Annotated in this window: 15 protein-coding genes and 26 pseudogenes; 13 read left to right on the top strand and 28 right to left on the bottom strand. The window is 74.0% G+C overall.

Going from position 1 to position 22,317, the window contains the following annotated elements:
- Window positions 1–810: 810 nt before the first annotated feature.
- From sepH to UK94_RS43650, 3 pseudogenes are all read right to left on the bottom strand, one after another.
- Window positions 811–2,474, bottom strand: a pseudogene (sepH, locus tag UK94_RS07655) (septation protein SepH); the annotation flags it as partial.
- A 246-nt stretch (window positions 2,475–2,720) separates the two neighbouring features.
- A pseudogene (locus UK94_RS43645) lies at window positions 2,721–3,166 on the bottom strand (ROK family protein); the annotation flags it as partial.
- A gap of 1 nt (window position 3,167) precedes the next feature.
- Window positions 3,168–3,590: pseudogene (locus UK94_RS43650) on the bottom strand (ROK family protein); the annotation flags it as partial.
- A 377-nt stretch (window positions 3,591–3,967) separates the two neighbouring features.
- On the opposite strand from UK94_RS43650, the gene moaA reads away from it, so the two are divergent.
- The 3 genes from moaA to UK94_RS43655 are packed head-to-tail and all read left to right on the top strand — an operon-like array spanning window position 3,968 to window position 6,008.
- Window positions 3,968–4,954, top strand: coding sequence for a GTP 3',8-cyclase MoaA (gene moaA, locus UK94_RS07665; protein ID WP_011606755.1), 987 nt, complete (start codon window positions 3,968–3,970; stop codon window positions 4,952–4,954).
- Entirely contained in the window at window positions 4,951–5,568 is a 618-nt protein-coding gene (locus tag UK94_RS07670) for a molybdenum cofactor guanylyltransferase (RefSeq protein WP_041939747.1), read from the top strand. Before moaA ends, UK94_RS07670 begins: the two co-directional genes overlap by 4 nt.
- A 2-nt stretch (window positions 5,569–5,570) precedes the next feature.
- Window positions 5,571–6,008 (top strand): DUF6457 domain-containing protein, encoded by a 438-nt coding sequence (locus tag UK94_RS43655; protein ID WP_231861339.1) that lies wholly within the window; start codon window positions 5,571–5,573, stop codon window positions 6,006–6,008.
- Here the strand turns inward: UK94_RS43655 and UK94_RS07680 are convergent.
- A complete protein-coding gene (locus UK94_RS07680) occupies window positions 5,972–6,394 on the bottom strand; it encodes a hypothetical protein (RefSeq protein WP_011606752.1) in 423 nt (140 codons plus the stop codon). The two genes, UK94_RS43655 and UK94_RS07680, sit on opposite strands and share 37 nt — an antisense overlap.
- A 916-nt stretch (window positions 6,395–7,310) precedes the next feature.
- Between UK94_RS07680 and UK94_RS43660 the strand changes: the two are divergent.
- The 8 pseudogenes from UK94_RS43660 to UK94_RS43700 all read left to right on the top strand — a co-directional run.
- Window positions 7,311–7,692 (top strand): annotated as a pseudogene (locus tag UK94_RS43660) (hypothetical protein); the annotation flags it as partial.
- Window positions 7,693–7,745: 53 nt separating this feature from the next.
- Window positions 7,746–7,940: pseudogene (locus tag UK94_RS43665) on the top strand (hypothetical protein); the annotation flags it as partial.
- Between the two features lie 85 nt (window positions 7,941–8,025).
- Window positions 8,026–8,512: pseudogene (locus tag UK94_RS43670) on the top strand (ATPase); the annotation flags it as partial.
- Between the two features lie 15 nt (window positions 8,513–8,527).
- Window positions 8,528–8,927 (top strand): annotated as a pseudogene (locus tag UK94_RS43675) (AAA family ATPase); the annotation flags it as partial.
- A 1-nt stretch (window position 8,928) separates the two neighbouring features.
- Window positions 8,929–9,198 (top strand): annotated as a pseudogene (locus tag UK94_RS43680) (AAA family ATPase); the annotation flags it as partial.
- A 1-nt stretch (window position 9,199) separates the two neighbouring features.
- A pseudogene (locus UK94_RS43685) lies at window positions 9,200–9,702 on the top strand (ATPase); the annotation flags it as partial.
- Between the two features lie 34 nt (window positions 9,703–9,736).
- Window positions 9,737–9,806, top strand: a pseudogene (locus UK94_RS43695) (hypothetical protein); the annotation flags it as partial.
- Window position 9,807: 1 nt separating this feature from the next.
- Window positions 9,808–10,235 (top strand): annotated as a pseudogene (locus UK94_RS43700) (ATPase); the annotation flags it as partial.
- A 51-nt stretch (window positions 10,236–10,286) separates the two neighbouring features.
- On the opposite strand, the gene UK94_RS43705 reads toward UK94_RS43700, so the two are convergent.
- The 5 genes and pseudogenes from UK94_RS43705 to UK94_RS43730 form a co-directional block, all read right to left on the bottom strand.
- Window positions 10,287–10,665: MFS transporter (locus UK94_RS43705; RefSeq protein ID WP_235486903.1), on the bottom strand; the 379-nt coding region annotated here is incomplete at its 5' end.
- Between the two features lies 1 nt (window position 10,666).
- Window positions 10,667–10,764, bottom strand: a pseudogene (locus UK94_RS43710) (hypothetical protein); the annotation flags it as partial.
- 1 nt (window position 10,765) lies between these two features.
- Window positions 10,766–11,406 (bottom strand): annotated as a pseudogene (locus UK94_RS43715) (MFS transporter); the annotation flags it as partial.
- A 1-nt stretch (window position 11,407) separates the two neighbouring features.
- Window positions 11,408–11,450 (bottom strand): annotated as a pseudogene (locus tag UK94_RS43720) (hypothetical protein); the annotation flags it as partial.
- A 26-nt stretch (window positions 11,451–11,476) separates the two neighbouring features.
- Window positions 11,477–11,669, bottom strand: a pseudogene (locus UK94_RS43730) (MFS transporter); the annotation flags it as partial.
- Window positions 11,670–11,960: 291 nt separating this feature from the next.
- On the opposite strand from UK94_RS43730, the gene UK94_RS07700 reads away from it, so the two are divergent.
- Window positions 11,961–12,328: DUF222 domain-containing protein (locus UK94_RS07700; RefSeq protein WP_235487013.1), on the top strand; the 368-nt coding region annotated here is incomplete at its 3' end.
- Between the two features lie 162 nt (window positions 12,329–12,490).
- Here the strand turns inward: UK94_RS07700 and UK94_RS43735 are convergent.
- The 15 genes and pseudogenes from UK94_RS43735 to UK94_RS07730 form a co-directional block, all read right to left on the bottom strand.
- On the bottom strand, window positions 12,491–12,588 hold a 98-nt coding region (locus tag UK94_RS43735), incomplete at its 5' end, for a hypothetical protein (protein ID WP_235487015.1).
- A gap of 1 nt (window position 12,589) precedes the next feature.
- A pseudogene (locus UK94_RS43740) lies at window positions 12,590–12,934 on the bottom strand (carboxyl transferase domain-containing protein); the annotation flags it as partial.
- Between the two features lies 1 nt (window position 12,935).
- Window positions 12,936–12,980, bottom strand: a pseudogene (locus UK94_RS43745) (hypothetical protein); the annotation flags it as partial.
- 1 nt (window position 12,981) lies between these two features.
- Window positions 12,982–13,622, bottom strand: a pseudogene (locus tag UK94_RS43750) (carboxyl transferase domain-containing protein); the annotation flags it as partial.
- A 1-nt stretch (window position 13,623) separates the two neighbouring features.
- A pseudogene (locus UK94_RS43755) lies at window positions 13,624–13,821 on the bottom strand (carboxyl transferase domain-containing protein); the annotation flags it as partial.
- A gap of 469 nt (window positions 13,822–14,290) precedes the next feature.
- The coding region (locus UK94_RS07710; RefSeq protein WP_235486904.1) for a beta-ketoacyl-ACP synthase II at window positions 14,291–15,298 on the bottom strand (1,008 nt) is incomplete at its 5' end.
- A 1-nt stretch (window position 15,299) separates the two neighbouring features.
- Window positions 15,300–15,517: pseudogene (locus tag UK94_RS43760) on the bottom strand (beta-ketoacyl synthase N-terminal-like domain-containing protein); the annotation flags it as partial.
- Window positions 15,514–15,759 carry an acyl carrier protein gene (locus tag UK94_RS07715; protein ID WP_009742445.1) on the bottom strand — a complete coding sequence of 82 codons (246 nt, stop codon included), beginning with the start codon at window positions 15,757–15,759 and terminating at the stop codon, window positions 15,514–15,516. The gene UK94_RS07715 and the pseudogene UK94_RS43760, both read right to left, overlap by 4 nt.
- 178 nt (window positions 15,760–15,937) lie before the next feature.
- A partial coding sequence (locus tag UK94_RS43765; RefSeq protein ID WP_313949464.1) for a 3-oxoacyl-[acyl-carrier-protein] synthase III C-terminal domain-containing protein occupies window positions 15,938–16,349 on the bottom strand: 412 nt, incomplete at its 5' end.
- 1 nt (window position 16,350) lies between these two features.
- Window positions 16,351–16,494, bottom strand: a pseudogene (locus UK94_RS43770) (3-oxoacyl-ACP synthase); the annotation flags it as partial.
- A gap of 1 nt (window position 16,495) precedes the next feature.
- Window positions 16,496–16,570 (bottom strand): annotated as a pseudogene (locus tag UK94_RS43775) (hypothetical protein); the annotation flags it as partial.
- A gap of 14 nt (window positions 16,571–16,584) precedes the next feature.
- A pseudogene (locus UK94_RS43785) lies at window positions 16,585–16,876 on the bottom strand (3-oxoacyl-ACP synthase); the annotation flags it as partial.
- A 102-nt stretch (window positions 16,877–16,978) separates the two neighbouring features.
- Window positions 16,979–17,758 (bottom strand): annotated as a pseudogene (locus UK94_RS07725) (ACP S-malonyltransferase); the annotation flags it as partial.
- A gap of 1 nt (window position 17,759) precedes the next feature.
- Window positions 17,760–17,907 (bottom strand): annotated as a pseudogene (locus UK94_RS43790) (ACP S-malonyltransferase); the annotation flags it as partial.
- Window positions 17,908–18,124: 217 nt separating this feature from the next.
- On the bottom strand, window positions 18,125–19,585 hold the full coding sequence (locus UK94_RS07730; RefSeq protein ID WP_235486906.1) for a helix-turn-helix domain-containing protein: 1,461 nt from the start codon (window positions 19,583–19,585) through the stop codon (window positions 18,125–18,127).
- A 628-nt stretch (window positions 19,586–20,213) separates the two neighbouring features.
- Here UK94_RS07730 and UK94_RS07735 point away from each other — a divergent pair.
- Window positions 20,214–20,432, top strand: a complete 219-nt coding sequence (locus UK94_RS07735; protein WP_173402704.1) for an RNA-binding S4 domain-containing protein — start codon at window positions 20,214–20,216, stop codon at window positions 20,430–20,432.
- Between the two features lie 82 nt (window positions 20,433–20,514).
- On the opposite strand, the gene UK94_RS07740 is transcribed toward UK94_RS07735, so the two are convergent.
- From UK94_RS07740 to UK94_RS43805, 4 genes and pseudogenes are all read right to left on the bottom strand, one after another.
- Entirely contained in the window at window positions 20,515–21,039 is a 525-nt protein-coding gene (locus UK94_RS07740) for a lytic transglycosylase domain-containing protein (protein ID WP_041939745.1), read from the bottom strand.
- Window positions 21,040–21,118: 79 nt separating this feature from the next.
- Window positions 21,119–21,575, bottom strand: a 457-nt coding sequence (locus UK94_RS43795; RefSeq protein ID WP_235486908.1) for a tyrosine-protein phosphatase, incomplete at its 5' end; no start/stop codon positions are given.
- A gap of 10 nt (window positions 21,576–21,585) precedes the next feature.
- Window positions 21,586–21,784: tyrosine-protein phosphatase (locus UK94_RS43800; protein WP_235486910.1), on the bottom strand; the 199-nt coding region annotated here is incomplete at both ends.
- A gap of 1 nt (window position 21,785) precedes the next feature.
- A pseudogene (locus UK94_RS43805) lies at window positions 21,786–21,874 on the bottom strand (tyrosine-protein phosphatase); the annotation flags it as partial.
- Window positions 21,875–22,317 lie beyond the last annotated feature (443 nt).

Raw genomic sequence — 22,317 nt, forward strand, 5'->3', positions numbered from 1 at the left:
ATGGCCTGGTGGAGAGCAGGGAGGTCAACGGCGCCCACGCGGTGTCGGGGTAGATCCCCCGATCGGGGGAACGGACGGGAAAACGCGTGGCCCGAGGTNACCGTGTCCACTCCCCGTGACGCCGAGGAGNAGCGAAAGGGGCACGCCACGTGGTCGTGGCATGCCCCTTTGATACCTGAGCGTCGGGCTCAGGACACGCTGAGCTTGTCGGTCTCGTCGTGGTATTCGACGGCCATCTCACGCAGCTTGGAGTCGTGCGACTTNGCGTGATGCCGGCAGAAAAGGAGATCCCCGCCGCCAGGCAGCACCACCCGCACGTATGCCTGGGCACCGCACCGGTCGCAACGATCGAGGTTGGTCAGCGTCGGCTTCGTGGTAGTCCCTGTCACATCTACTCCAACTGTGTTAGGCGGTCAGACGTTCCTGCTGACCATGTGACGGTTTACTCACAGCCGGCTCTCGTGGCGTCATTGCATCCAGAGCGGCGTGGTGTCCGCGGAGCTTCGGATCCGCGGACGGTTGCTCNCCCCCGGCGAGCTGCGGCCTGATCAGGGCCGTCGGGCGCCGAAGACGATGTCGTCCCATGCTGGCACTGACTTGCGTCCGCGTCGACCGCCTGCGGGACGTTCCCCCCCACGGGTGCCGTTATTCTGGCGGCCTCGTGACGCAGCGGGTNCACCCGACTTCTCTGTGGTCGACTCGTCGACACCCTCTGTCGTCGATTCCTCCGGATCGGTGGAAGTCGGCTCGTCCGAGGCTGCCGGCGCCGATGCGCCTCGACGTTGCCTCACGGCCGCGCCGGGGGCCCCNTCCGCGACGCTCGGGCCCGACGGTGGGCTCACCGCGGGTGTCCGGGCGGACTCCTCGGTGGGGGTGGTGGAGGCGCCGCCGCCCGCGGATGGCGCTGCGGCGACGGCATCGTCGGCCTGGCGCGGACGCCGGCCCGCAGGGGTGACGACCGGCCCAGCCGGACCGGTGGGGGACTCGGCGGCGGCGCTCGGGCCGGACACCGCGGCGGATCCGGCTGGCGATGTGGCGGAAGTCACGGCCGGTGTGCCGGCCTGGGCGACGGCGGCTCGGGAGGTTCCTCCCGTTCGCGCGGATCCGGCCGCACCCGGGGCCGAGGCGGCCGGTCGGGACCGGGCGGCCGGCGCGGCGCGACCGGGGGCGGCTGCCGGCGGCGCGCTGCCGGCCCTGGTACCGCCCGGCTCGGGTGCGACCCGGCGGCCGGTCCCTCGGGAGAGGGAGCCGACCCGGGTCGCCGCCGTGCGCCGCGGTGTCTGCGGCTCGGGGCGGCGGGCACCAGCCTCCTCCGCGGGCAGGGAAGGATCAGGAGCCTCGCCGGCCGCCTCGCCCCCCACCGGGGCGGCCCAGGACTCGGCTGGCCGCGTGCTGGCGCCCAGAGCCGGCCCGTCGGCCGACCGGCCGGCCGCCGCGCCGGCCGGGTCCGGCTCGGGCCGGGTGATGGCGGTGTAGTCAGCGGTGTAGTCGGCGGGCGGGTCGTCGTGGCCGGCGGCCGGGCCCGGCTCCGGCACAGCGCGGAAGGTCTCGGCCCGGGCAGGCTCGTCCCAGTGCTCCCGGGGCGCCGGCTGCCAGCGACCGTCGCCGCGTGGCGACGGGTGCCGCATGGTGGCGGCGGCCGGCGGCACGGCCGCGGGGCGCTGCGGGGTCGTCCCGCCGCCACCTGACGGACGATCCTCGGCGGGGTAGGCGGCCGCCGGGACGGCGGGAAAGGCGGTGGGCTGGACATGGGGCCGGACCACGGGCTCCTGCGGCACCGCCGGGAGCGGGGCGGCGGCGACCGCCGGCTGCGCCGGCGTGGCGGGCAGACCCTGGTCGGAGACGAGTGTCAGCGCCGGACCGGCGGCCCGCAGCACGGGCGGCGCGGGCGGCGGCGGGGGGGCCTGCTCGGTGCTTTCCGGGGCGACCAGCGCCCGGGCGGCGTCGTCGTGGGGGCGCACCCGGCGCACGACCGGATCCCACGTCCAGCGGGCGCAGCGGCTGTCCGAGGTGAGCTGGACGAGCCAGATCCCGTCGACGCGGCGCCAGGCGTCCCACTGGGCGGCGGCGGGATTGTCCTGGGCGACGATCAGCCGGGCGTCGACGACCTCGCCGAGCGGCCGTCCGGGCACCCCACCGGGGTCCTTGGGCAGCAGCGCAGCCCGGGCCTCCTGCACGACGCGCGCACGCTCGGCCAGCACCGGACCCTCGTAACGCTCCACGCGCTCCACGGGTATGCCGGCCGCTCTGGCGACCTCCGCAGCGGTCTCCCCGGCGCGCAGCCGGGCCTGGATCTCCCGCGGGGTCAGCGCGCTTTCGGTGCGCACCTCGCTGCGGCGCATTCCGCGCAGGGCAGCACGGAGCCGGTCGTCCACCGGCACGCGGAACTGCTCGCCGTCGGTCCTGCCGCCTGCGTCCGCGAGCACGAGGTAGCCGCCGTCCTCGCTGAGTGCGACCGCCCTCAGCTCACGCATGGCGCCTCCTGTTCACTCGAAGCCGTACCCTGCCCGGGTCGGCACGCCGCGGCGCACATCGCGCCGGTCGGCCGACGAGCCCGCGGGCAGATCGGCATGACGCACCCGAACCCGCCTTAGGCCTGTGCGTCCCGGTAGGTGACAGCCTGCCATCGATGCGGCCGGCTGGCGGGCTGGCGGCGGACGACACGCACAGTCTGACCGAGTCGGGCCTGTCCGTCCGGGCCGGGAGCCGGCCGGATGATCCTACGGTCGCCGGCCGCCGGGCGGCCGGGTCGCCGGTCCCCGCCGCCGCGCCGGGCGGGCCGAGGGTCGCGGGCGGCTCTGATCGGCCAGGCCGGACAGCGCGGCACCGACGATGCCCGCCTCGTTCTGGAGCTGCGCCGGCACCACCCGGGTGCGCAGCTCGAGCTGGTCGAGAAACCTGTCGGCCTTCTTGCTGACCCCGCCGCCGATGATGATCAGATCGGGCCAGAGCAGTGCCTCGAGCGTGTTGAGGTACCGGGTCACCCGCTTGGCCCACTTCTCCCACGACAGGTCCTCCCGCTCGCGGGCCGCGTCGGAGGCCTTCGTCTCCGCGTCGTGTCCGTGGATCTCCAGGTGCCCGAGCTCGGTGTTCGGAACGAGCTGCCCGTGCAGGAACAGGGCGGTTCCGATGCCGGTGCCGAACGTCGTCATGACGACCAGCCCGGNGGTGTCGCGGCCCGCCCCGAAGGCCATCTCCGCGATCCCGGCCGCGTCCGCGTCGTTCACCGTGGTGATGTCCGCCGCAGTGGCGGATCCGCCCGGCTGCGCCGGCACCGAGGTGGCGTCGGCGTCGGCGCGGCCGAGGGCGCCGGCGAGCACGCCGACGATGTCGGTGCCGATCCAGGACGGCGCGATGTTCGCCGCCGTCAGCGCCACGCCGTTCTTGACCACCGACGGCAGGGCGACACCCACCGGACCGGACCAGTCGAAGTGGCCGACGACCTCGGCGATGGTCGCCGCGACGGCGGCGGGCTCGGCGGGCTGCGGGGTCGGGATCCGAAACCGGGGCGCGGCCAGCGTGCCGTCCTCGACGTTGACCGGAGCGCCCTTGATCCCGCTCCCTCCGACGTCAACTCCGAAGACCTGCATTGCCCAGCCCCTCCCCGCGCCGAAAGTGCCCGCCTGTGGCGCCGGCGTCGCCGGCCCCGCGGTCGCGTGCGCGGACGGCGCCCCCCGCCGCACGCGCGCCCGGGTGGGCCGGTCCATCGACCGCCGAGTGCTAAGTCTCGCAGGCCCGCTGACCACGGGCGCCGCCCGCCCGCCCGCCAGCCCCTGCGGTGGTCGTCGGCGGACGCGACGCGACGTCCCCGGCCCGCCGCCCGGCGGCGTCCGTGGACGGTGCCGGGCGCGGTGCGGCCGGCCCGACCGGGTCTGCCCCGTCGGCATCACCGGTCGGTCCGCTCGGCAGTTCGCCTCATCCGAAGGGTCCGGTGGGTTCGGGCGCTTGGGCTCTATACGCTAGGCCGGTGAGTCTTGTCGACACCCATGGTCGCATTGCGACGGACCTGCGGGTGTCGCTGACCGACCGGTGCAACCTGCGGTGCGTCTACTGCATGCCTGCCGAGGGCCTGCCCTGGCTGGCGTCGGCGCGCCTGCTGACCGACGACGAGGTCGTTCGGCTGGTCGGCATCGCGGTGCGGCTGCTCGGCGTGACGGAGGTCCGCCTGACCGGCGGTGAGCCGACCCTGCGGCCGGGTCTCGCGGCGCTGGTGGCCCGGCTCGCCACCCTGCGCCCGCGGCCGGAGCTCTCGCTCACCACGAACGGGCTCTCGCTCGTCCGGCTGGCCGAGCCGTTGCGCGCGGCCGGCCTGGACCGGGTGAACGTCTCCCTGGACACCCTGGACCCGACCCGCTTCGCCCGGATCACCCGCCGCGACCGGCACGGCGACGTGCTCGCGGGGCTGCGCGCCGCCGCGGCGGCCGGCCTCGCCCCGGTCAAGGTCAACAGCGTCCTCGTCCGGGGCGTCAACGACGACGAGGCCGCCCGCCTGCTGCGCTGGTCGCTGGCCGGGGGCTACGAGCTGCGGTTCATCGAGCAGATGCCGCTCGACGCCCAGCACGGCTGGCAGCGCTCGACGATGGTCACCGCGGCGGAGATCCTCGCCGCCCTGCGCGCCGAGTTCACGCTGCGGCCCCTGCCGGGGCGCGGCAGCGCGCCCGCCGAGCTGTTCGAGGTCGACGGCGGCCCCGGCCGGGTCGGGGTGATCGGCTCCGTGTCCGCGCCCTTCTGCGCGGCCTGCGACCGGGTTCGGCTGACCGCCGACGGTCAGGTGCGCAACTGCCTGTTCGCGCGGGAGGAGAGCGATCTGCGCGCGGCCCTGCGCGCCGGTGCGGACGACGAGCGGCTCGCCGCGCTGTGGCGGGCCGCGGTGCGGGGGAAGAAGACCGGCCACGGGATCGGCGAGCACGGATTCCGGCAGCCGGACCGGCCCATGTCGGCGATCGGCGGATGACCGTCCCGCAGGCCGGCTGCAGCGCGCTCGTGCTCGCCGGCGGCGCCGCTCGCCGCCTCGGTGGCCGGGACAAACCGGGCGTCGTCGTCGGCGGCACCACGCTGCTCGATCGGGTGCTCGCCGCGGTCGCCGGCGGCACCGGTACCGAGCGCATCGTCGTCGTCGGCCCCCGCCGCGACCTCGCGGCGCCTCCCGAGGGCGGGGTGTGGTGGTGCCGGGAGGACCCGCCGGGCGGCGGCCCGGTCGCGGCGATCGCCGCGGGGCTGGTCGCGATCGCCACCCCGTTCGTCGCCGTCCTCGCGGCCGACCTGCCGTTCCTCACCGGTCGGGAGATCGAACTGCTGCGCCGCGGCGCCGAGGAGCCGGCGGCGCACGCCGCCGTGCTGGTCGACCCGGGCGGGCGGCGCCAGTACCTCGCCGCGGTCTGGCGCACCGCGAGGCTGCGTGCCGCGTTGCCCGCGGACCCGGTCGGGCGGCCGGTGCGCGGTCTGTTCGCCGACCAGGTGGTGATGTCCGTGCGCGCGGACGCACTCGCGTGCCTGGACTGTGACGCGCCCGCCGACGTGGCCCGTGCCCGGCGCTGGGCCGGCCGGGTCCGACCGGGCACGATGTGACGATGACCTCCGCCCACAGCCCGCGACCCGGACACGGCCAGCCGCCCGGGGAGGGCTCGCCGCGCGGTGCCGGCGGCGACGTCCTGGACCGATGGTTCGCGCAGGTCGGCGCCGAGCTCGGCCTGGAGCTGGCGGGCGTCGACGTGGCCGCGCTGCTCGACCTCACCCGGGACGTCGCCCACGGGGTCGCGCGCCCGGCGGCGCCGCTGACCGCGTTCCTGGTGGGCCTCGCGGCGGGCCGGGACGCCGCCGTCGGCGGCACCGACGCGGCGGCGGCGGTCCGGGCGGCGACGGCCGCCGTGCTCGGCCTGCTCGACCGGCGCGCGGCCGCAGCCGAGGCCGGGGCCGAGACCGCAGCCGAGACCGCAGCGGGGGCCGAGACCGCAGCCGGGGCCGAGACCGCTCAGCCCATCCGGCCGGGGCCCGCCTCGTCGAGGTAGCCGCGCATGTCGATCGCCATGGTGCGCACCGCGTCCTGGTCGGGCTCCTCGTACTGCTCGCCACCGCTCGTGGCCCGGGCGTAGCCGAAGGTCAGGCGGGGTAGCACCTGCGTCGGGGTGTCGAGGTCGTCGGGCCACTCGGGCTCGTCGCCGGTGAAGGCCGCCGGCCCGGAGGGCAGGTCGTCCGCGCCGGGCGCGGCCGTCACGACGGCCCAGTCGATCACGCCGAGGACGACGATCGTCGCCAGCGCGGGCACGGCCGCGATCGGTTTCCACGCCGTCAGCCCCACCAGCGCGAACACCACGACCACCGTCAGTCCCCCGACCAGGTGGCGTCGCGTGGGACGAAGCGCGGGAACCTTCCGGCCACGCCGATAGTGCGCCATACCGACAGTGTGCCCCACGGCCGCCGTGTCCTCATGCGGCCGGCGGGTCCCCCGTGGCCGTCGTGTCCCCATGTGGTCGGTTGGGAACCGCGGGGGGTTGCGTCGGCTCCGGCCGGGAGATCGACCGGCACGCTCGTCCGATGGGTGAGACCCGGTGTGGGTGAGCAGGCGGNGCGGACCGCCTCCCGCGGATTCGGCCAGGGCCTTCCGGGTAATCCAACAGGGACCCGACCGGCCCGACGCGCGGTGATGCACGTCGTGCCCGGGGCGACCTGCGGGCCGACGACCGGGCCGGCACGGGACGGTGATTCTGGCCGCCCGAAGGACCGGCCCCGCGGCGTCGGACCGGCCCTCGGGGGCCCTTCATGGGCAGGTGGCGCGCCTGCACGGGACGGTGGCGTCGCCGGTCGACGCCCGACAGCGGAGGGTATGGAGCCTCACCCTTTTTGGTGAAGGTTGTGCACGTCGGGCGGCTTCTGGGCCACACTTTTCGGAGAAAGCGTTATGGACCCATGGCCCGGCGCCGCACCATGCGTTCGACCTTGCGAGGCGGGAGGTTTGCCGTGGCGGCTCGACGTCGGACGACCTGTCCGCGCCGAAAGTCCCTTCCAGNCACCCTGCTACTGCTCACGGTAGCGACGGCGGTGCTTTTGGTCGGCGGCTGCGGCTCGCCGAGTTACGAATATGTGACGAACAAGAAGGACGGCGCGTTCCTGAAGGTTCCGAACGGGTGGAATCACCAGGAGATGCCCGGCCCCGCCCTGTTCGGTATCGATGCCCGCAACGTCAGTCCCGAGATGCTGCAGGGGCTGATGTCACGGGANTGGGTCGTGGGCATCGACGCGGCCCGGCGATTCGACGCCTCGCNCCTGCTCGTCCCGGACGCCACCCTGCCCAAGGGGTTCGCNCAGGTTCNCCACCTGCTGCCGGAGGAGGCGAACGCGGTGTCGACCAACGACCTGCGCAACTTCGTCCTGTCGGTGGACGACGCGGTGGCCGCCCAGGAGAAGGCCGTGCGCCAGGACCCCTACGGCGCCCGGCTGACGCCCGACTTCCTGCTGCTGGCGGATGAGGTCGTGCACAAGAAGGACGGCGTGCACGGGGTGCATCTCGTCTACCAGGTGCAGACCGACGCCGGCCTGGTCACCATCGACCAGACGAGTCTGCTCGACAACGGGCAGACGGTTCTCTATCAGCTCATCCTCGCGTGTTCGTCGCTGTGCTACGCGCAACACGCAGACCAGATCGGCGATGTGGCCAAGTCCTTCACGATCGAGCCGACGGACCGAGGGCAGTAGAGATGGGCGTGATGGACCACGCAGACGGGATCCGCNCAGACGGACCGGGCGGNCCCACGCCGCCCGGCGGGTCGGCGGCGTCGACCGCGGCGGCACAGCCGGAGACGACGGCCGAGGGCGACGGGAAGCCACGCCGCCGACCGCTCCCGCTGTGGGACCGGGTGAAGTTCCTGATCCTGCTCGGCGCCGTGTTCCTGTTCGTGGTGGCCGCGGACGTCTCCGGCGATCCGCTGATGACCTGGGCCGACNCGTTGCGGATCCAGGCCCGCAAGAGCGCCTGGGTGCTCGTCCTGTTCGGCCTCGAGGTGCTGCACCAGCTCCACATGCTCATCNCCGAGCGGTGGTCGGCGTACCACGTGTTCTGGACCGACCGGGTCTTCGGCCGGGCGGAACGCCGGATGCTGCGGCTCAACGACTGGAACCGCTACCGGCTCAGCCGCGCGGCGAAGTGGATCGTGGCGCTCGCCCTCGCCCTGTTCGTCTACGCCCGGCTGTCCCACACCTCGGTCTTCGACGCCCTCGTCCAGGTGCCTGGCGACCTGTGGAAGGCCATCCCGTTCGTCCTGCAGATCGTCCTGCTGATGGTCCTGGTCGTCGGCCAGTTCGTCGTCATGTTCTGGTTCCTGTCCAAGGGCGGCGTCGACACCTACTTCCCGGAGGACATCACCACCCGCTTCGCCGACGTGTGGGGCCAGGACCACGTCGTCAGCCGGGTCCAGGAGAACGTCTTCTACCTGGAACGGCCCGAGGAGATCGAGAGCCGCGGCGGCCACGTGCCCGGGGGCATCCTGCTGTGGGGGCCGCCCGGCACCGGCAAGACNCTCATCGCGGAGGNGGTGGCCGGCGAGACCGGCAAGCCCTTCGTGTTCGTCGACCCGGGTGCCTTCTCGGCGATGTTCATCGGTGTGGGCATCCTCAAGGTCAAGTCGCTGTTCCGCAAGCTGCGCAAGCTCTCGCTGCGCTATGGCGGTGTGATCGTCTTCTTCGACGAGGCCGACACGCTGGGCAGCCGCGGCGCCCTGAACGGCGGCTTCGGTGGGATGGGTAACGGCGCCCGGTCATGGTTCGCCCGCCAGGGCTCCCCCGCCTCGGCCGCGCCGGGAGGCCTGGGTGGGCCGGGGGCGGCCGGCCGTCGCCCGGACGCGTTCGGCGCGCGCGACGGAGGCGTCGGCGACCTGTGTAACGGGCTGTCCTACCTCAGCTCCGCCGCCCGCTCGGAGATCACCCGGGAGGCCNCCCGCGAGCAGTTCGTGATGGGCGGCGGTGGCGGCGGGTTCGACGGCACCCTGCAGGCGCTGCTCACCGAGATGTCGGGGCTGAAGAAGCCGCGCGGGTTCCTCAACCGGGTGGTGCGCCGCACGCTCGGCATGCGTCCGAAGCCGCCGCCGAAGTACCGCATCCTGGTGATGATGGCGACGAACATGCCGCAGTCGCTGGACGAGGCGCTGCTGCGTCCCGGCCGCATCGACCGCCAGTACAAGGTCGGCTACCCGAGCAAGGAGGGCCNCATCCGCACCTTCGAGGGCTACCTCGCGAAGGTGCGCCACGAGCTCACCCCGGAGCAGATCGAGCGGCTGGCCATCATGAGCCCGGAGTCCACCGGCGCGACGATCAAGGACACCGTCAACGAGGCGCTGGTGCAGGCGGTCAAGGACGGTCGCGAGGTCATCACCTGGCAGGACATTCTCCGAGCCCGGGTGATCAAGGAGTACGGCCTCGCCGACGACCACGAGCACATCGACCGGGAACGGCACAGCATCGCCCTGCACGAGGCGTGCCACGCCGTCGTCGCCTACCGGATGCAGCGCGGTCGCGTGATCGACCTGGCCACCATCGAGCGGCGCGGCGGGGTCGGCGGCTTCGTGGCCCACGTCGCCGTCGAGGACCGGATGTTCATGTGGAAGTCCGAGATCGAGATCCAGGTGATGGTCTCGCTGGCGTCCCTCGCCGGGGAGCGGATGTTCTTCGAGGGGGACAACACCGTCGGGGTCGGCGGTGACCTGCGCAGTGNCACGCTGCTCGTCGCGAACTTCATCTCCTCGGNGGCGATGGGCGAGACCCTGGCCTCCCGGCTGTCCATGCTCGAACAGCAGATGGGCAACGCCTCCATCGACNCCGACCGGCCCTTCGGTGAGCAGGTCGAGGTCAAACTGCGCGAGCTCTACGAGCGGACCGAGGCGGTGCTGGGCGCGAACCGGCGGGAGATCCTCGCCCTGACCCACGCGCTGGAGACCCACAAGACGATCACCGGCGAGGATGTGGAAGCCATCATGGAGGGCCGCACGGGGCCCACCGTCGACGGCCGTCGTTACCACGAGCCGGACTTCCTCAACGTTGCCGAGCGCTACCACTCGGATGCCGTGCGGGCGCACCGCGGCCAGACCCGGGAGCTGCACAAGCTGCCCGAGCTCGGCCGCGTGGCGGCGAGCAGCTCCGTCGAGGCGCCGGGGCCGTCGTCCGCGGCGCCGGCGGTGGCCCCGCCGGTCCCACCCGCCGGCCGGCCGTCGGCCGCCGGTCAGGGCCAGGAGGGCCCCGGCGTCTAGGTCGAGCGTCTGGGTCGAGCGTCGTCTGGGCCGAGCGTCTGGGCCGAGTGTCTAGGTCGAGCGGCCGTCGAGGGGCAGGCGATCGCCTTCGCCCGTCCCGGGCTGGGGCTGGGCCTGGATGGCGGCGGCGCGTGGCGAGGCGGCGGGGCGCAGCGAGGCGAAGGCGAACGCGGCCGCGGCGAGGGCTGCGCCGGCGGCGAGCAGCAGGCCGGCACGCGGGCCGAAAGTCTGCGCGACCCAGCCCGCGATCGGGCCGCCGAACGGGGTCGTGCCGAGGAACGCCACCGACCACAGCGCGATCACCCGCCCTCGCATGGCCGGGTCGGCGGAGAGCTGCACGGTCGCGTTCCCCGTCGAGATGAACGCGACGCTCGTCCCGCCCACCAGCACGAGCGCGGCCAGCTCCAGCTCGATGGAGGGCGCGGCGGCGNCGAGAAGGAAGGCGAGACCGAAGGCTGCGGCGATCATTCCCAACGGCCGGACGCCGATGCGGCGGCGACGGGCGACCAGCAGCCCGCCGACGACCGCGNCGGCCCCCATGGCGGAGGTCATCAGGCTGTAGGTCGCCGCGTTGCCGCCGAACGTCTCCCGCGCCACCAGCGGCAGCACGACCTGGAACTCGTACGACAGCGCGCCGATGACCAGCATCATGATCAGCGGAATCCGCAGTGCCGGGGTGCGTCGGACGTAGGCGAAACCGGCCCGTAGCTGCCCCGGTGCCCGCTGCACCGGCGGCCGTTCGTGCAGCGCCGAGGTGTCCATCCGGTGCAGGGCGACCAGCACCGCACCGAACGACGCCGCATTGAACAGGAAGCACCCGGCCGTGCCGACGGCCAGGATGACCACGCCCGCGATGGCCGGTCCGACGATGCGGGCCGCGTTCACTGTCACCGAGTTCAGGGTGATCGCGTTCGGCAGGTGGTCGGAGCCGACCATCTCCTGCACGAAGGTCTGTCGGGCCGGATTGTCGACCGCGTTGCACAGGCCGATGAGCGCCGCGGCCACCGCGACCATCCACAGCCGGGCGGTGCCCGTGAGATCCAGGACGCCCAGGGCCAGCGCGGCGAGCCCGGAACCGACCTGGGTGAACATCAACAGGTGCCGCCGGTTGGTCCGGTCGGCGATCAGGCCGGCGTAGGGCCCGAAGAGCAGCACCGGCAGGAACTGCGCGNCCGTCACCAGGCCGAGGGCGGTCCCCGAGGCGCCCAGCGAGAGNACCAGCCAGCCCAGGGCGATGGTCNGCATCCAGGTCCCGCACAGCGAGACGACCTGGCCGGTGAGGAAGCGGCGGAAGTTCGGGATCCGCAGGGCGGCGAAGGTGCCGCCCTTCGATGAGGCCACCACGGCGGATCCGTCCGTGGCGGTGGTGTCGGGGTCCGGCCGGTCCGGCTCCGTCGCCGGGGGCCGGCCGGGACTGTCGACCTGCAGGGACATGCACACACCTCCAGGCTGACCAACGCCCGGCGGCAGATCGTTATTTCNCAACAGGTAAACGTCTCGCCCGATGGTGATGACCCGGTCGGTGACGGAGCTGAACCGGCGGTTGGCTTTCGGCGCGTCCCGATCTACTATGCGAACAGACGTTCGATTGATGTGCCGTGGGGTGGGCGGAGTTCCGCCGGAGTCCGGTGCGGTGCATCGGTGTGGGAGGGGTTGGTGATCGTGATCGATGTCGAGGCGTTGCTGGGCGGGGTCGTCGCCGTCGACGCGCGCGAGCTGCCCGATGTGGAGGTCGCCCTGCTGGTCGTCGACGTCCGCCGGCTGGTCGACGCCACCGACGCGCTGTGGATCCGGCTGCTGGCCGAGTTCGACCGGCGCGAGCTCTGGCGGCTCGACGGTGCGCGGTCGGCCGCGGCCTGGCTGCGGCGGGAATGCCGGCTGGTGCACCCCACGACGGCCACGGCACTGGCGGTCGCGCATGCCGTCGAGGCGCTGCCGGCCTCCGGCGCGGCCTTCCGCGCGGGCACCCTCAGTTTCGAGCACATGCGGGCGATCGCGCCCGCCGCCGCACCGCAGCGACGTGAGGTCGCGTTGCGGGCGGATCCGATCTTCGCCCGTGCCGCCCTGTGGATGAACCCGCGGCAGATGAGCAANGTCGTGCGCACCTGGATGCAGTTGGCGGACGGATGAGCGTCACGATCGGGCGGCGCGGCGGCCGGGGGAGGCGGTCGGCGTCGGAACGATCTGCGGCTCGGGCCCCGGGTCAGGGGGGTCCGAGGGCACTGGGAGACGGGGCGCGGTGGCCCCGGTGGCCGCTACAGGGGGATGTTGCCGTGGACGTTCTTGTCGGCGCGGGCGTCGGCGAGCGCGCTGGCCAGCGCGGAGGCGACGGCGCCTCGGGTCGCGGCCGGGGNGACGACGGCGTCGATCACGCCCAGCTCGACGGCCCGGTCGATGCCGCCGACGGTGCGGATGTGCTCCTCGGTGAGCTCCGCCAGCACGTCCGGCCGGCGCTGGGCCGGCACCTCGGCCAGCTTGCGCCGGTGCAGGATGCCGACGGCGGCCTCGGCGCCCATGACGGCGACCTGCGCCGTCGGCCACGCGAACACGGCCGTCGCCCCGAGCGAGCTGGCGTTCATCGCGATGTACGCGCCGCCGTAGGCCTTGCGCGTCACGACGGTGACCCGCGGCACGGTGCACTCGGCAAAGGCGTAGAGCAGCTTCGCCCCCCGGCGGACGACACCCTCCCACTCCTGTCCNACGCCCGGCAGGTAGCCGGGCACGTCGACCAGGACGACCAGCGGCNCGCCGAACGAGTCGCACATGCGCACGAAGCGCGCCGCCTTCTCGGCGGAGGTGGCGTCGAGGCAGCCACCGCGGCGCAGCGGGTTGTTCGCGACCACCCCGACAGTGCGGCCACCGAGCCGGCCGAGCGAGGTCACGATGTTCGGGGCCCACTTCGGGTGCAGCTCGATGCCTTCGCCGTCCAGCACGGCGTTCACCAGCGGCCGCACGTCGTAGGCCCGGCGCGGGTTCTCGGGCAGCAGCTCGGCGAGCTCGCGCCCGGCGACCTGGCCGATGTCACGCTGGTCGGCGAGCAGGACCGCGAGCGCGCGGGTCCGCTCGATCGCCTCGTCCTCGGAGTCGCAGGTCACGTGCACGACCCCGCTGCGCTTGGAGTGCACCTCGGGGCCGCCGAGGCTGGTGGCGGTGCACTCCTCGCCCGTCACCGACCGCACCACGTCCGGGCCGGTGACGAAGACCTTCGCCTCGGGCCCCATGATGACGATGTCGGTCAGCGCGGGGCCGTAGGCGGCGCCGCCCGCCGCCGCGCCGAGCACCAGCGAGAGCTGCGGGACGCGGCCGGAGGCCCGGACGGTCGCGGCGAAGATCCGTCCGACGCCGTCGAGCGAGGCGACACCCTCCTGGAGCCGGGCGCCACCGGAGNGCCAGATGCCGACGACCGGGCAGCCCAGTCGGACGGCGGACTCGATGGCGTGGACGATCCGGGCGCAGCCGTCGCGCCCCATCGCCCCACCCTGTACGGTCGGGTCGGTGGCGAATGCGACGACTTCGTTCCCGTCGACGAGGCCCTGGCCGGCGACGACCCCGGATGTGTCGCCGGCTGCGAACAGGGACACCGTGTNGGCGTCGAAGAACCGGGCAAGCCGGGCCTCGGGTGTGCGTGGGTCAACTCGGTCGATCGTGGACAGACTCACCGTGCGTCTCCTTGCCTGAACGGCGCCGGACCGGTTCATCGGCCGACGCGCGACCACCTGGGGTACGCGCCGGTACCCGCGACACACTCGGTCCGGCGACCATGGGCGCCCGCCGCACCGGCGGGCGGTGCCGTGGCAGCGGTGGGGCGGCCGGCGTCACGGCGACATGTAGGTGACTGCGATGGGCGGATCTGGTGCGGTGCTCAGCGGTGGAACGGGGGTGGTGCTGAGCCGTGCGGGCACCCGCTCGGTGCCCTGTCGCTGCGGCCGGCGGATCCGGATCCGCGCCCGGCTGGGCGCGGCGTGCGGTTCCGCCGGCGTGCCGACGGTGCCGGCCGGGCCGGCCGGAATTCCGGCCGATGCGGGGCGGCATGGGCCGTCCCCGCGGCGGGGCCGTCAGACCGTGAAGGCCAGGCAGACGTCGTGGCCGCCGAAGCCGAACGAGTTCGACAGGGCCGCACCCGTGCCGATCTTGCGGTTGTCGATGCTCACCACGTCGAGCGCGATCTCGTCGTCGAGGGCGTCGAGGTTGCGGGTCGCCGGGACGATCCGCTCGCGCAGGGCCAGGATGCTGGCCACCGCCTCCACCGCGCCGGCCGCCCCGAGCAGGTGACCGGTCATCGACTTGGTCGCCGTCACCGCGACCGCGTCGATGTGGTCGCCCAGGGCGGAGCGCAGGGCCACCGCCTCGGCCACGTCACCGGCCGGGGTCGACGTGGCGTGCGCGTTGATGTGGACGATGTCGGTGGGCTCCAGCGACGCCGAGCGCAACGCGGCACGAACGGCCCGCGCGGCGCCGGCACCGGTGGGATCCGGCGCGGCGATGTGGTAGGCGTCCGAGCTGATCCCGGCGCCCGCCAGCGTGCCGTGGACCCGCGCGCCGCGGGCGGCCGCGTGCTCTGCGGCCTCGAGGACCAGGATCGCCGCGCCCTCGCCAAGCACGAAGCCGTCCCGCGCCTTGTCGAACGGGCGGGACGCCGTCTCCGGCGTGTCGTTGCGGCGGGACAGGGCCTGCATCTGCGCGAAGCCGGCTATCGGCAGGGCCGCGATCGCGGCCTCGGTCCCGCCGGCGATGACGACGTCCGCCCGGCCGGCCCGGATGATGTCCAGCCCGAGGGCGATGGCCTCCGAGCCGGACGCGCAGGCGCTGACCGGGGCGTGCACGCCCGCCTTTGCCTTGAACTCCAGGCCGACGGTGCTCGCCGGTCCGTTGGGCATGAGCATGGGCACCACGTGCGGCGAGACCCGCCGGGCACCCTTCTCCCGCAGCACGTCGTGCTGGGTGAGCAGCGTGATCACGCCGCCGATCCCCGAGGCCACGCAGGCCGCGAGGCGCTCGTGGTCGACGTCGGGCGAGCCCGCGTCAGCCCACGCCTCGCGGGCGGCGACCAGTGCCATCTGCTGNCTGCGGTCGAGGGTGCGTGCCTCGACCCGACCCAGCGGGAGCTCCGCCGCGAGCGGCGCGCCGATCTGGACCGGAAGGTTCTCGATCCATTCCTCGGTGAGCCGCCGGGCGCCGGAGCGGCCCGCGAGCAGACCCTCCCACGTCGAGGCGACATCGCCACCGAGGGGAGTGGTTGCCCCGAGGCCGGTGACGACGACCTGCCTTGGGGTTGTGGTCACGCCGCCACACCAGCCCGCTGGATGTACGAGACCGCGTCGCCGACGGTCTTGAGGGACTTCACGTCGTCGTCCGGGATCTTCACGGAGAACTTCTCCTCCGCGGCGACGACCACCTCGACCATGGACAGCGAGTCCACGTCCAGGTCGTCGATGAAGGTCTTCTCGGGGGTGACGTCGGCGGGGTCGACACCGGCGACCTCTTCGAGGATGACGGCGAGGCCGGCGAGAATGTCCTGGGACACGGTGGTTCCTCCTGTGAGAGCTGGGCTGGTGGCGGCGCTGGCTGCGCGCGATCAGGCGATCGTCGCGGGCAGGCGCCAGGATGCTGGTACCTGGGACAGGGGTGCGGCGGGCCTGGTCATCGGGCCGCCGGGGGCACGGCGCGGCGCGCGGGTGTCCGCGCCGCGAGGTCGAACAGGGTCACGGGCATCGCACGACCTGCCCGCAGTAGGTCAGGCCGGCGCCGAAACCGAACAGCAGCACCGGGTCGCCCCGGCGGATCTCGCCGGTGTCGAGCAGGCGGGCGAGCCCCAGCGGAATGCTCGCGGCGGAGGTGTTGCCCGAGTCGACGACGTCGCGGGCGACGGCGGCGTTCGTGGCGCCGATGCCCGTCGCGAGTGCCTCGACGATCCGCAGGTTGGCCTGATGCGGAACGATACCCGCGAGCTCGTCGGGCGCCACGCCGGCCCGTTCGCAGATCTGCCGCACGGTCGGCACCAGGGAGATCGCCCAGCGGAAGACCGCCTGGCCCTCCATGCGGAACATGTTGTCCCCGTAGCCGGGGACGCGAATCACCTCCGGTCGGGAGCCGTCATGGCCCCAGACCGCCGGGNCGATCTCGTCGGTCTCGGCCGTGCCGATCACGGTCGCCCCGGCACCGTCGGCGAGCAGGATGCAGGTGCTGCGGTCATCCCAGTCGGTGTAGTCCGACAGTCGCTCGGTGGCAACCACGAGGACGTGGCGCACACTGCCGGCGCNCACCATGTCGGCGGCCGTCGACACCGCGTAGCTGAACCCGGCGCAGGCACCGTTGATGTCGAAGGCGCCGGCGTTNCCGGCCCCGATGNGGTGGGCGATCTGCGGCCCGGCGCCGGGAATCTGCGAAGGCGAGGTACAGGTCGCGCCGATGACGAGGTCGATGGTGTCGGCCGTCAGGCCGGCGGCCGCGAGCGCCTTCTCCGCGGCGGCCGCGCCCATGGCGACGGTCGTCTCCTCCTCGTCGGCGACCCGCCGGGTGGCGATGCCCGTGCGGCTCTGGATCCACGCGTCCGAGGTGTCCACCCGCTGGGCGATCTCGTCGTTGGTGACGAGCCGCGTCGGGCGGTAGACGCCGAGCCCGAGCATCCGGGCTCCGCTCACGGCNCTCACGCCCGCACCCCGACGAGGGCCGCGTCGTCCGTCGCCAGGTCCGGCGGCGTCCGCGGCGCTGGGCTCGCCGGCGCCTGGCTGAGGTGGTCGGTNCCGACGTGCTCGGCGATCAGCTCCCGCGCGGCGGGCAGGTCGTCGGGGCTCTTCACGGCGAGGATCTTCACGCCGGGCAGTTCGCGACGCGCGATGCCGGCCAGGGTGCCGGCCGGCGGCAGTTCGATGACCGCGGTGACGCCGAGCCCCCGCAGCGTCGCCAGGCACAGGTCCCACCGGACCGGCGCGGCAACCTGGGCGACGAGTCGGGAGAGGAGATCGGCCGGGTCCGTGACGACCGTACCGTCGGCGTTGGACAGGGTCGCCACCCGGGCCGCGGCCGGCCGGATGCCGCCGGCGACGGCGCCGAGCGCGTCGCGCGCCGAGGACATGTGGTGAGTGTGGAAGGCGCCGGCGACGGACAGCGGGCGCAGCCGGACGCCCGCGGGCGGTTCCGCCGCGAGCCGGGCGAGGTCCTCCGTCGTGCCGGCGGCGACGATCTGGCCGGCGCCATTGCGGTTCGCCGCGGTCAGGCCGAGCTCGGCCAGCCGGGCGGTCACGGCCTCAGGCTCCCCGCCGAGCAGCGCCGTCATCCCGGTCTCGGTCCGCGCGGCCGCCTCGGCCATCGCGCGGCCGCGCAGGGCCACGAGGACCAGGGCCTCCTCCGCAGAGAGGATGCCGGTGAGGGCCGCGGCGGTGATCTCCCCGACGCTGTGGCCTGCCAGGACGAGCGAGGTGGTGCCGACCGGGGCGGCGACCGGCAGGCCGAGCTGCTCGGCGGCGACGAGACCGCTGGCGACGATGAGCGGCTGGGCGATCGCCGTGTCCCGGATCGTCTCGNCAGGCGCCTCGCACCCGACCTCCAGCAGATCGATGCCAGCCGCGGCCGACCACCAGCGCAGCCTTTCCTCCGCCCCGGGGAGACCGCGCCAGGCGCGGAGCTGTCCGGGGGTCTGTGCACCCTGGCCGGGTGCGAGGATCGCGAGCACGTGTACTACCTAACCCTTCGGGAGGACTACTTGTCGCTGGCGGCCACTCACCGATGTCCCGACCGGGCGTTGTAGATGGCCTACAAACCGATCTGCCGTCACCGTGAATTCGTTCGTGCTGCGGGCATCGGGCCGGATTCGCGTGACAGGCCAGCAGAGTGGCCCGATGTGACCGTTCTCGCACTGGGGTGCGACGACTCCGGAGCGATGCGCCCGATCATGTTTTCCCTGTAGATAACGCACCGTCGAGGCGTCCCAGGACGAGCGCAACATGCAGGATGAAACGCTCCCGGTGATCCGCGGGGTCGAGTCCGCAGACCTCCGCGGCCTTTCGGAGCCGGTAACGGACAGTGTTGGTATGGAGGTAGAGGGCTCGGGCCGTGGCCTCCAGGGACGAACCGAAGTCGAGATACGCCCCGGCGGTTTCCAACAACGGCGTGCCCGCGTCGCGCAGCGGCAGGTAGACCTCCTCGACGAGCACCCGCCGGGCATCGGCGTCCCCGGCCAGCGCCAGCTCCGGCAGCAGCGCCCGGGCCTGGACCGGCCGGGGCGCGGCCGGCCAGGCGGCGACGACGTCGGTCGCGGCGAGCGCCACCCGGGCGGCGCGCGGTGCGCCGGTCAGGTCGGCGACGACCGGGCCGACGACGACCGGCCCCGGACCGCAGGCGGGCAGCAGTGCCCGGGCCGCGTCGAGTGCGGTGTGCACCGTGGCGCCGGGCTGCCGGTCGGGAGCCTGGCCGCCCGGCGCGCCGGCGCCGGAGGGGCCGCCGGCGGTCGCGGTGTCCCCGGCCGCGGTGGCGGCCGCCAGCCCGTCGGTTCGACCGATGTCGTCGGAGGTGGCGAAGTCGGAGGTGGCGAACCGGCCGCCGACCACCATCACCAGCCGGTTGTGATGGACCCCGGCAAGCACCTCCAGCTGGGCCGCCCGAGCCAGCCGGTGCACCTCGTCGACCACCGCCTCCGGCGCGTTGCCCTCGGCGCCGCCGACGATGACGGTCACGGCCGGCGGGTTGCGCCAGCCCACCGCCGCCGCCCGCGACGGCAGCGCCCGGTCCACCTCGCCACGCACCACGTGATCGACGACCAGCGCTTCCAGCCGGGCGTCCCAGGCGCCGCGCTCCTCGGCCGCGCGGGCGTAGACGACCGCACCGGCGAAGGCGATGTCGCGGGAGTAGCGCAGGACGTCGGCGAGCAGCCGCAGCTCGTCCTCGGGGCCGGCCAGGTTCGGCACCTCGGCCTCGATCGCCTCCACCGCGACCCGGACCAGATCGACCAGGCGACGGAAGGTCACCGCCCGCACGAGCTCGCGCGGGGCGACCCGGAAGACGTCCTCCGACAGCTCCCGGGCGTGCTCCGGTCGCCGACACCACTCGACGAACGAGGAGATGCCGGCCTGGACCACGAGCTGGATCCCGGCCCGATGGCTCGCCGACATGGCCGGAAACCAGGGCAGGACCTCGCTCATCCGCGCCGCGGCGCGGGAGGCGAGCATCCCGCTGGAGCGTTCGACCCGGCGGACCACGTCCTCGCTGGTGCCGCCGACGGTTGCCGATCCCGGGCCGTCGCCGGTCGGGGCACCCGTTCGCAGGTTGTCCAGCGGGGGGATGCGCTGGTCCGGGTAGTCGTCGAGGGCGGGCAGCTCGCCGGGGGCCGCGGTGCCGAGGGCTGGGGTGCGCACGCCGCGCCTTGCCCGCCCGCGCGCGGCGATGCGCCGTCGCGCCGCAGCCCGATCGGCCTCGGCCGGCGTGGGGTCCCCGTCCCCGTCTCCGGACGAGGCGAAGGGACTCTCCGACGGAGCGCGCGGCTCGTCCGAGTCAAGCAGGCTGTCCGGGGAGTCCTGCGGGCCGTCTGGTGGACCGAGCGGGTCGGCCGGCGCGGCGGGCGAGCCGGGGAGCGGGACGGTCCGGCGGTCCGGCGCGACAGGCGGGCGCGCGGCGCGCGGTGCCGGCGGACCGCTACCGGGCGTTTTCGCTGGTCGCGGGGATCCGCTGCCGCGTCTGCCCGTGCCGTCCGACGGGTCCGAGGGGATACCTGCCACGTCCGCCAGCATGCCTCAGCCCTCCGCCCGGGATGTGGATTGTCGTTCCCGAACGATGGTCCGGAGGGGCCGGTGCCGCGGGTGAGCGGGTGTGTTCGCGGTCGCGCCGGTCACGCCCGATGGTGCCTGTGCGGGGCGTCGGCCGCGAGCAGCCCGCTGTGCGGCGTGTCCGGCGCAAGGCCGGCGGACCGGGCGGGCGCGACGGGGCGGCTGCACCGGGGCGGGCGCATCGGGGGATGCCCCGCGCGCCCGGTTTCGGGGACCGGCGATGCTTGAGGGCATGCGCGAGGTGAGCATCCAGGGTGACGCGATCCGGCTGGGCCAGTTCCTCAAGCTCGCCGACGTCGTCGGGGTCGGGTCGGATGTGAAGGGGCTGTTGGCGGGAGGGATGGTGCGGGTCAACGGCGAGGTGGAGAGCCGCCGCGGACGCCAGCTGGTCCCCGGCGACGAGGTCGTGGTGTCGGGGGAGCGGCTGCGGGTGGGCTGAGGAATCGGGTGGTCCGTCCGGGCTGGCCGGAGGTCGGAGCAGGTTGGGGGTCGGAGCAGGTTGGGGGTCGGAGCAGGTTGGGTCAGAGCTGGTCGGAGAAGGTGTCCGCCCAGTCCCGGACCTTCGTCACGTACGCCCGGGTCTCGCCGAAGTCGGGGATGCCGCCCGCGAGGCGCACGGCGTCCGGCCCGGCGTTGTAGGCGGCGAGGATCAGCGAGACGCGATCCCCGGGCAGGTGCGCCACCTGTTCGGCGAGCCACGATTCGTAGTACGCGGCCGACGGGATGGCGTCGCGGGGGTCCAGCGGATCCGCCACGCCGTCCTTGTTGCCGTCGAGCCCGAATGCCGCCCAGGTGGTCGGCAGGAACTGCATGATGCCGCGGGCACCGGCGTGCGACACCGCCTGCGCGTCGAACTTGCTTTCCACGCGTGCCTGCGCGGCGAGCTGGGCGGCGGTGAGGATGCCGTACGCGGTGGCGGCCGAGCGGAACACCGGGACCAGGTCGTCCGGCACGCGGTGGGTCCGCCGCAGGACGCCGCAGCTCGCCACCAGCACGACCGCCAGCAGGGCGGCCAGGACCGCCTTCGGGGGCACGCGGTGGACCATGTGCTCATCGTCCGGCGGCGGCGCCGTAGGCGGGGTCCGGTCGGTCATGGCGCTCCGGACGAGCCGTTCCCGGCCCTGACTACGCGACCAGGGTCCGGCGTAGCGCGATCAGGTCCGACTCGGTGAGTCCCTCCTTGATGGCCCAGGCGGCGGGGCCACCCCAACCGGCGTCGACACCGGCGAGAAAGCCCCGCATGACCTCCGGACGGCAGGAGAGCTGGTCGGGAGTGAGCGGGGCGGTCGGCCGGTTGTAGGAGGGACGCTTCGCCAGGCGTGCGTTGACCAGGTGGATCCGCTCGTTGGTCTGGGCGTAGTCGGCGACGATGGCGTCCCGGTCGACCCCGGCGATGCTCAGCAGCAGGGCCGCGAGGACGCCGGTGCGGTCCTTGCCGGCCGCGCAGTGGAACAGCGCGGGGCCCGCGGTGGGCTGGGCCAGCACCCGCAGTGCCTGTGCCACGGCGGGGCCGGCAAGGCGCAGGTAGTCCAGGTAGTGCTCGATGCGGTCAACCGAGTCGAGGTCCCGGACGATCGCGGGGNATCGCGGGNCGTCGGGCATCACCCACTCACCGGGCAGGAACGACAGGTTGTGATAGTCGATGGGCTGCTCGGCGAGGAGACCCCGGCCTTCTCGGGCCGCCTCCTCCCTGGCTCGCAGGTCGATGATCGTCCGCAGGCCGAAGGTCTCCCGCAGCAGGATGACGTCGGCCTCGGTCAGCGTCTGTACCGAATCGGATCGCAGAAACACNCCGTGCCGGGTGGCCGCTCCGTCGACGGTGGGCAGCCCGCCTAGATCGCGTACGTTGTCGCAGCCCGCGAGGTTGAACCAACGCTCCACAAGGCGATCCTAGGACCACAGGTGCCATCCGCCGGGCCGAAACAGGCGAATCGGTGCTGCCGGCCGGCCCGGACCGCCCGGGGCCGAGGCGTTCGCAGCCCACGGGGAGCCCGGCGTGCTCCGGATGCCGGGGCGCCGTCAGTCCGCGAGGCAGGCGCGCTCAGCCCGGTGCCGGGGCGTCGCGTTGGCCGGGCGGGCGGCCGGTGTGGTCGCCGGGCGGCCTCAGCTGGTCGAGGGGCTGTGGTCGGTCGAGGGGCTGTGGTGGGTCGAGGGGGCGCGGTCGATCGAGGGGCCGTGGCCGGTCGGGGGGCCATGGCTGGTCTAGGGGCTGTGGTCGGTCGAGGGGCTGTGGTGGGTCGAGGGGGCGCGGTCGATCGAGGGGCCGTGGCCGGTCGGGGGGCCATGGCTGGTCTAGGGGCTGTGGTCGGTCGAGGGGCTGTGGT

Origin of the sequence: Frankia sp. AvcI1, assembly GCF_001420875.1 — a bacterium.
Taxonomy (GTDB): domain Bacteria; phylum Actinomycetota; class Actinomycetes; order Frankiales; family Frankiaceae; genus Frankia; species Frankia alni.

What these genes read in the sequence shown, in the direction of transcription:
- UK94_RS07670 (WP_041939747.1), top strand. Translation starts at nt 4,951, where the DNA reads ATGACCGTCCCGCAGGCCGGCTGCAGCGCGCTCGTGCTCGCCGGCGGC.
- UK94_RS43655 (WP_231861339.1), top strand. Translation starts at nt 5,571, where the DNA reads ATGACCTCCGCCCACAGCCCGCGACCCGGACACGGCCAGCCGCCCGGG.
- UK94_RS07680 (WP_011606752.1), bottom strand. Translation starts at nt 6,394, where the DNA reads ATGGCGCACTATCGGCGTGGCCGGAAGGTTCCCGCGCTTCGTCCCACG.
- UK94_RS07735 (WP_173402704.1), top strand. Translation starts at nt 20,214, where the DNA reads ATGCTTGAGGGCATGCGCGAGGTGAGCATCCAGGGTGACGCGATCCGG.
- UK94_RS07740 (WP_041939745.1), bottom strand. Translation starts at nt 21,039, where the DNA reads ATGGTCCACCGCGTGCCCCCGAAGGCGGTCCTGGCCGCCCTGCTGGCG.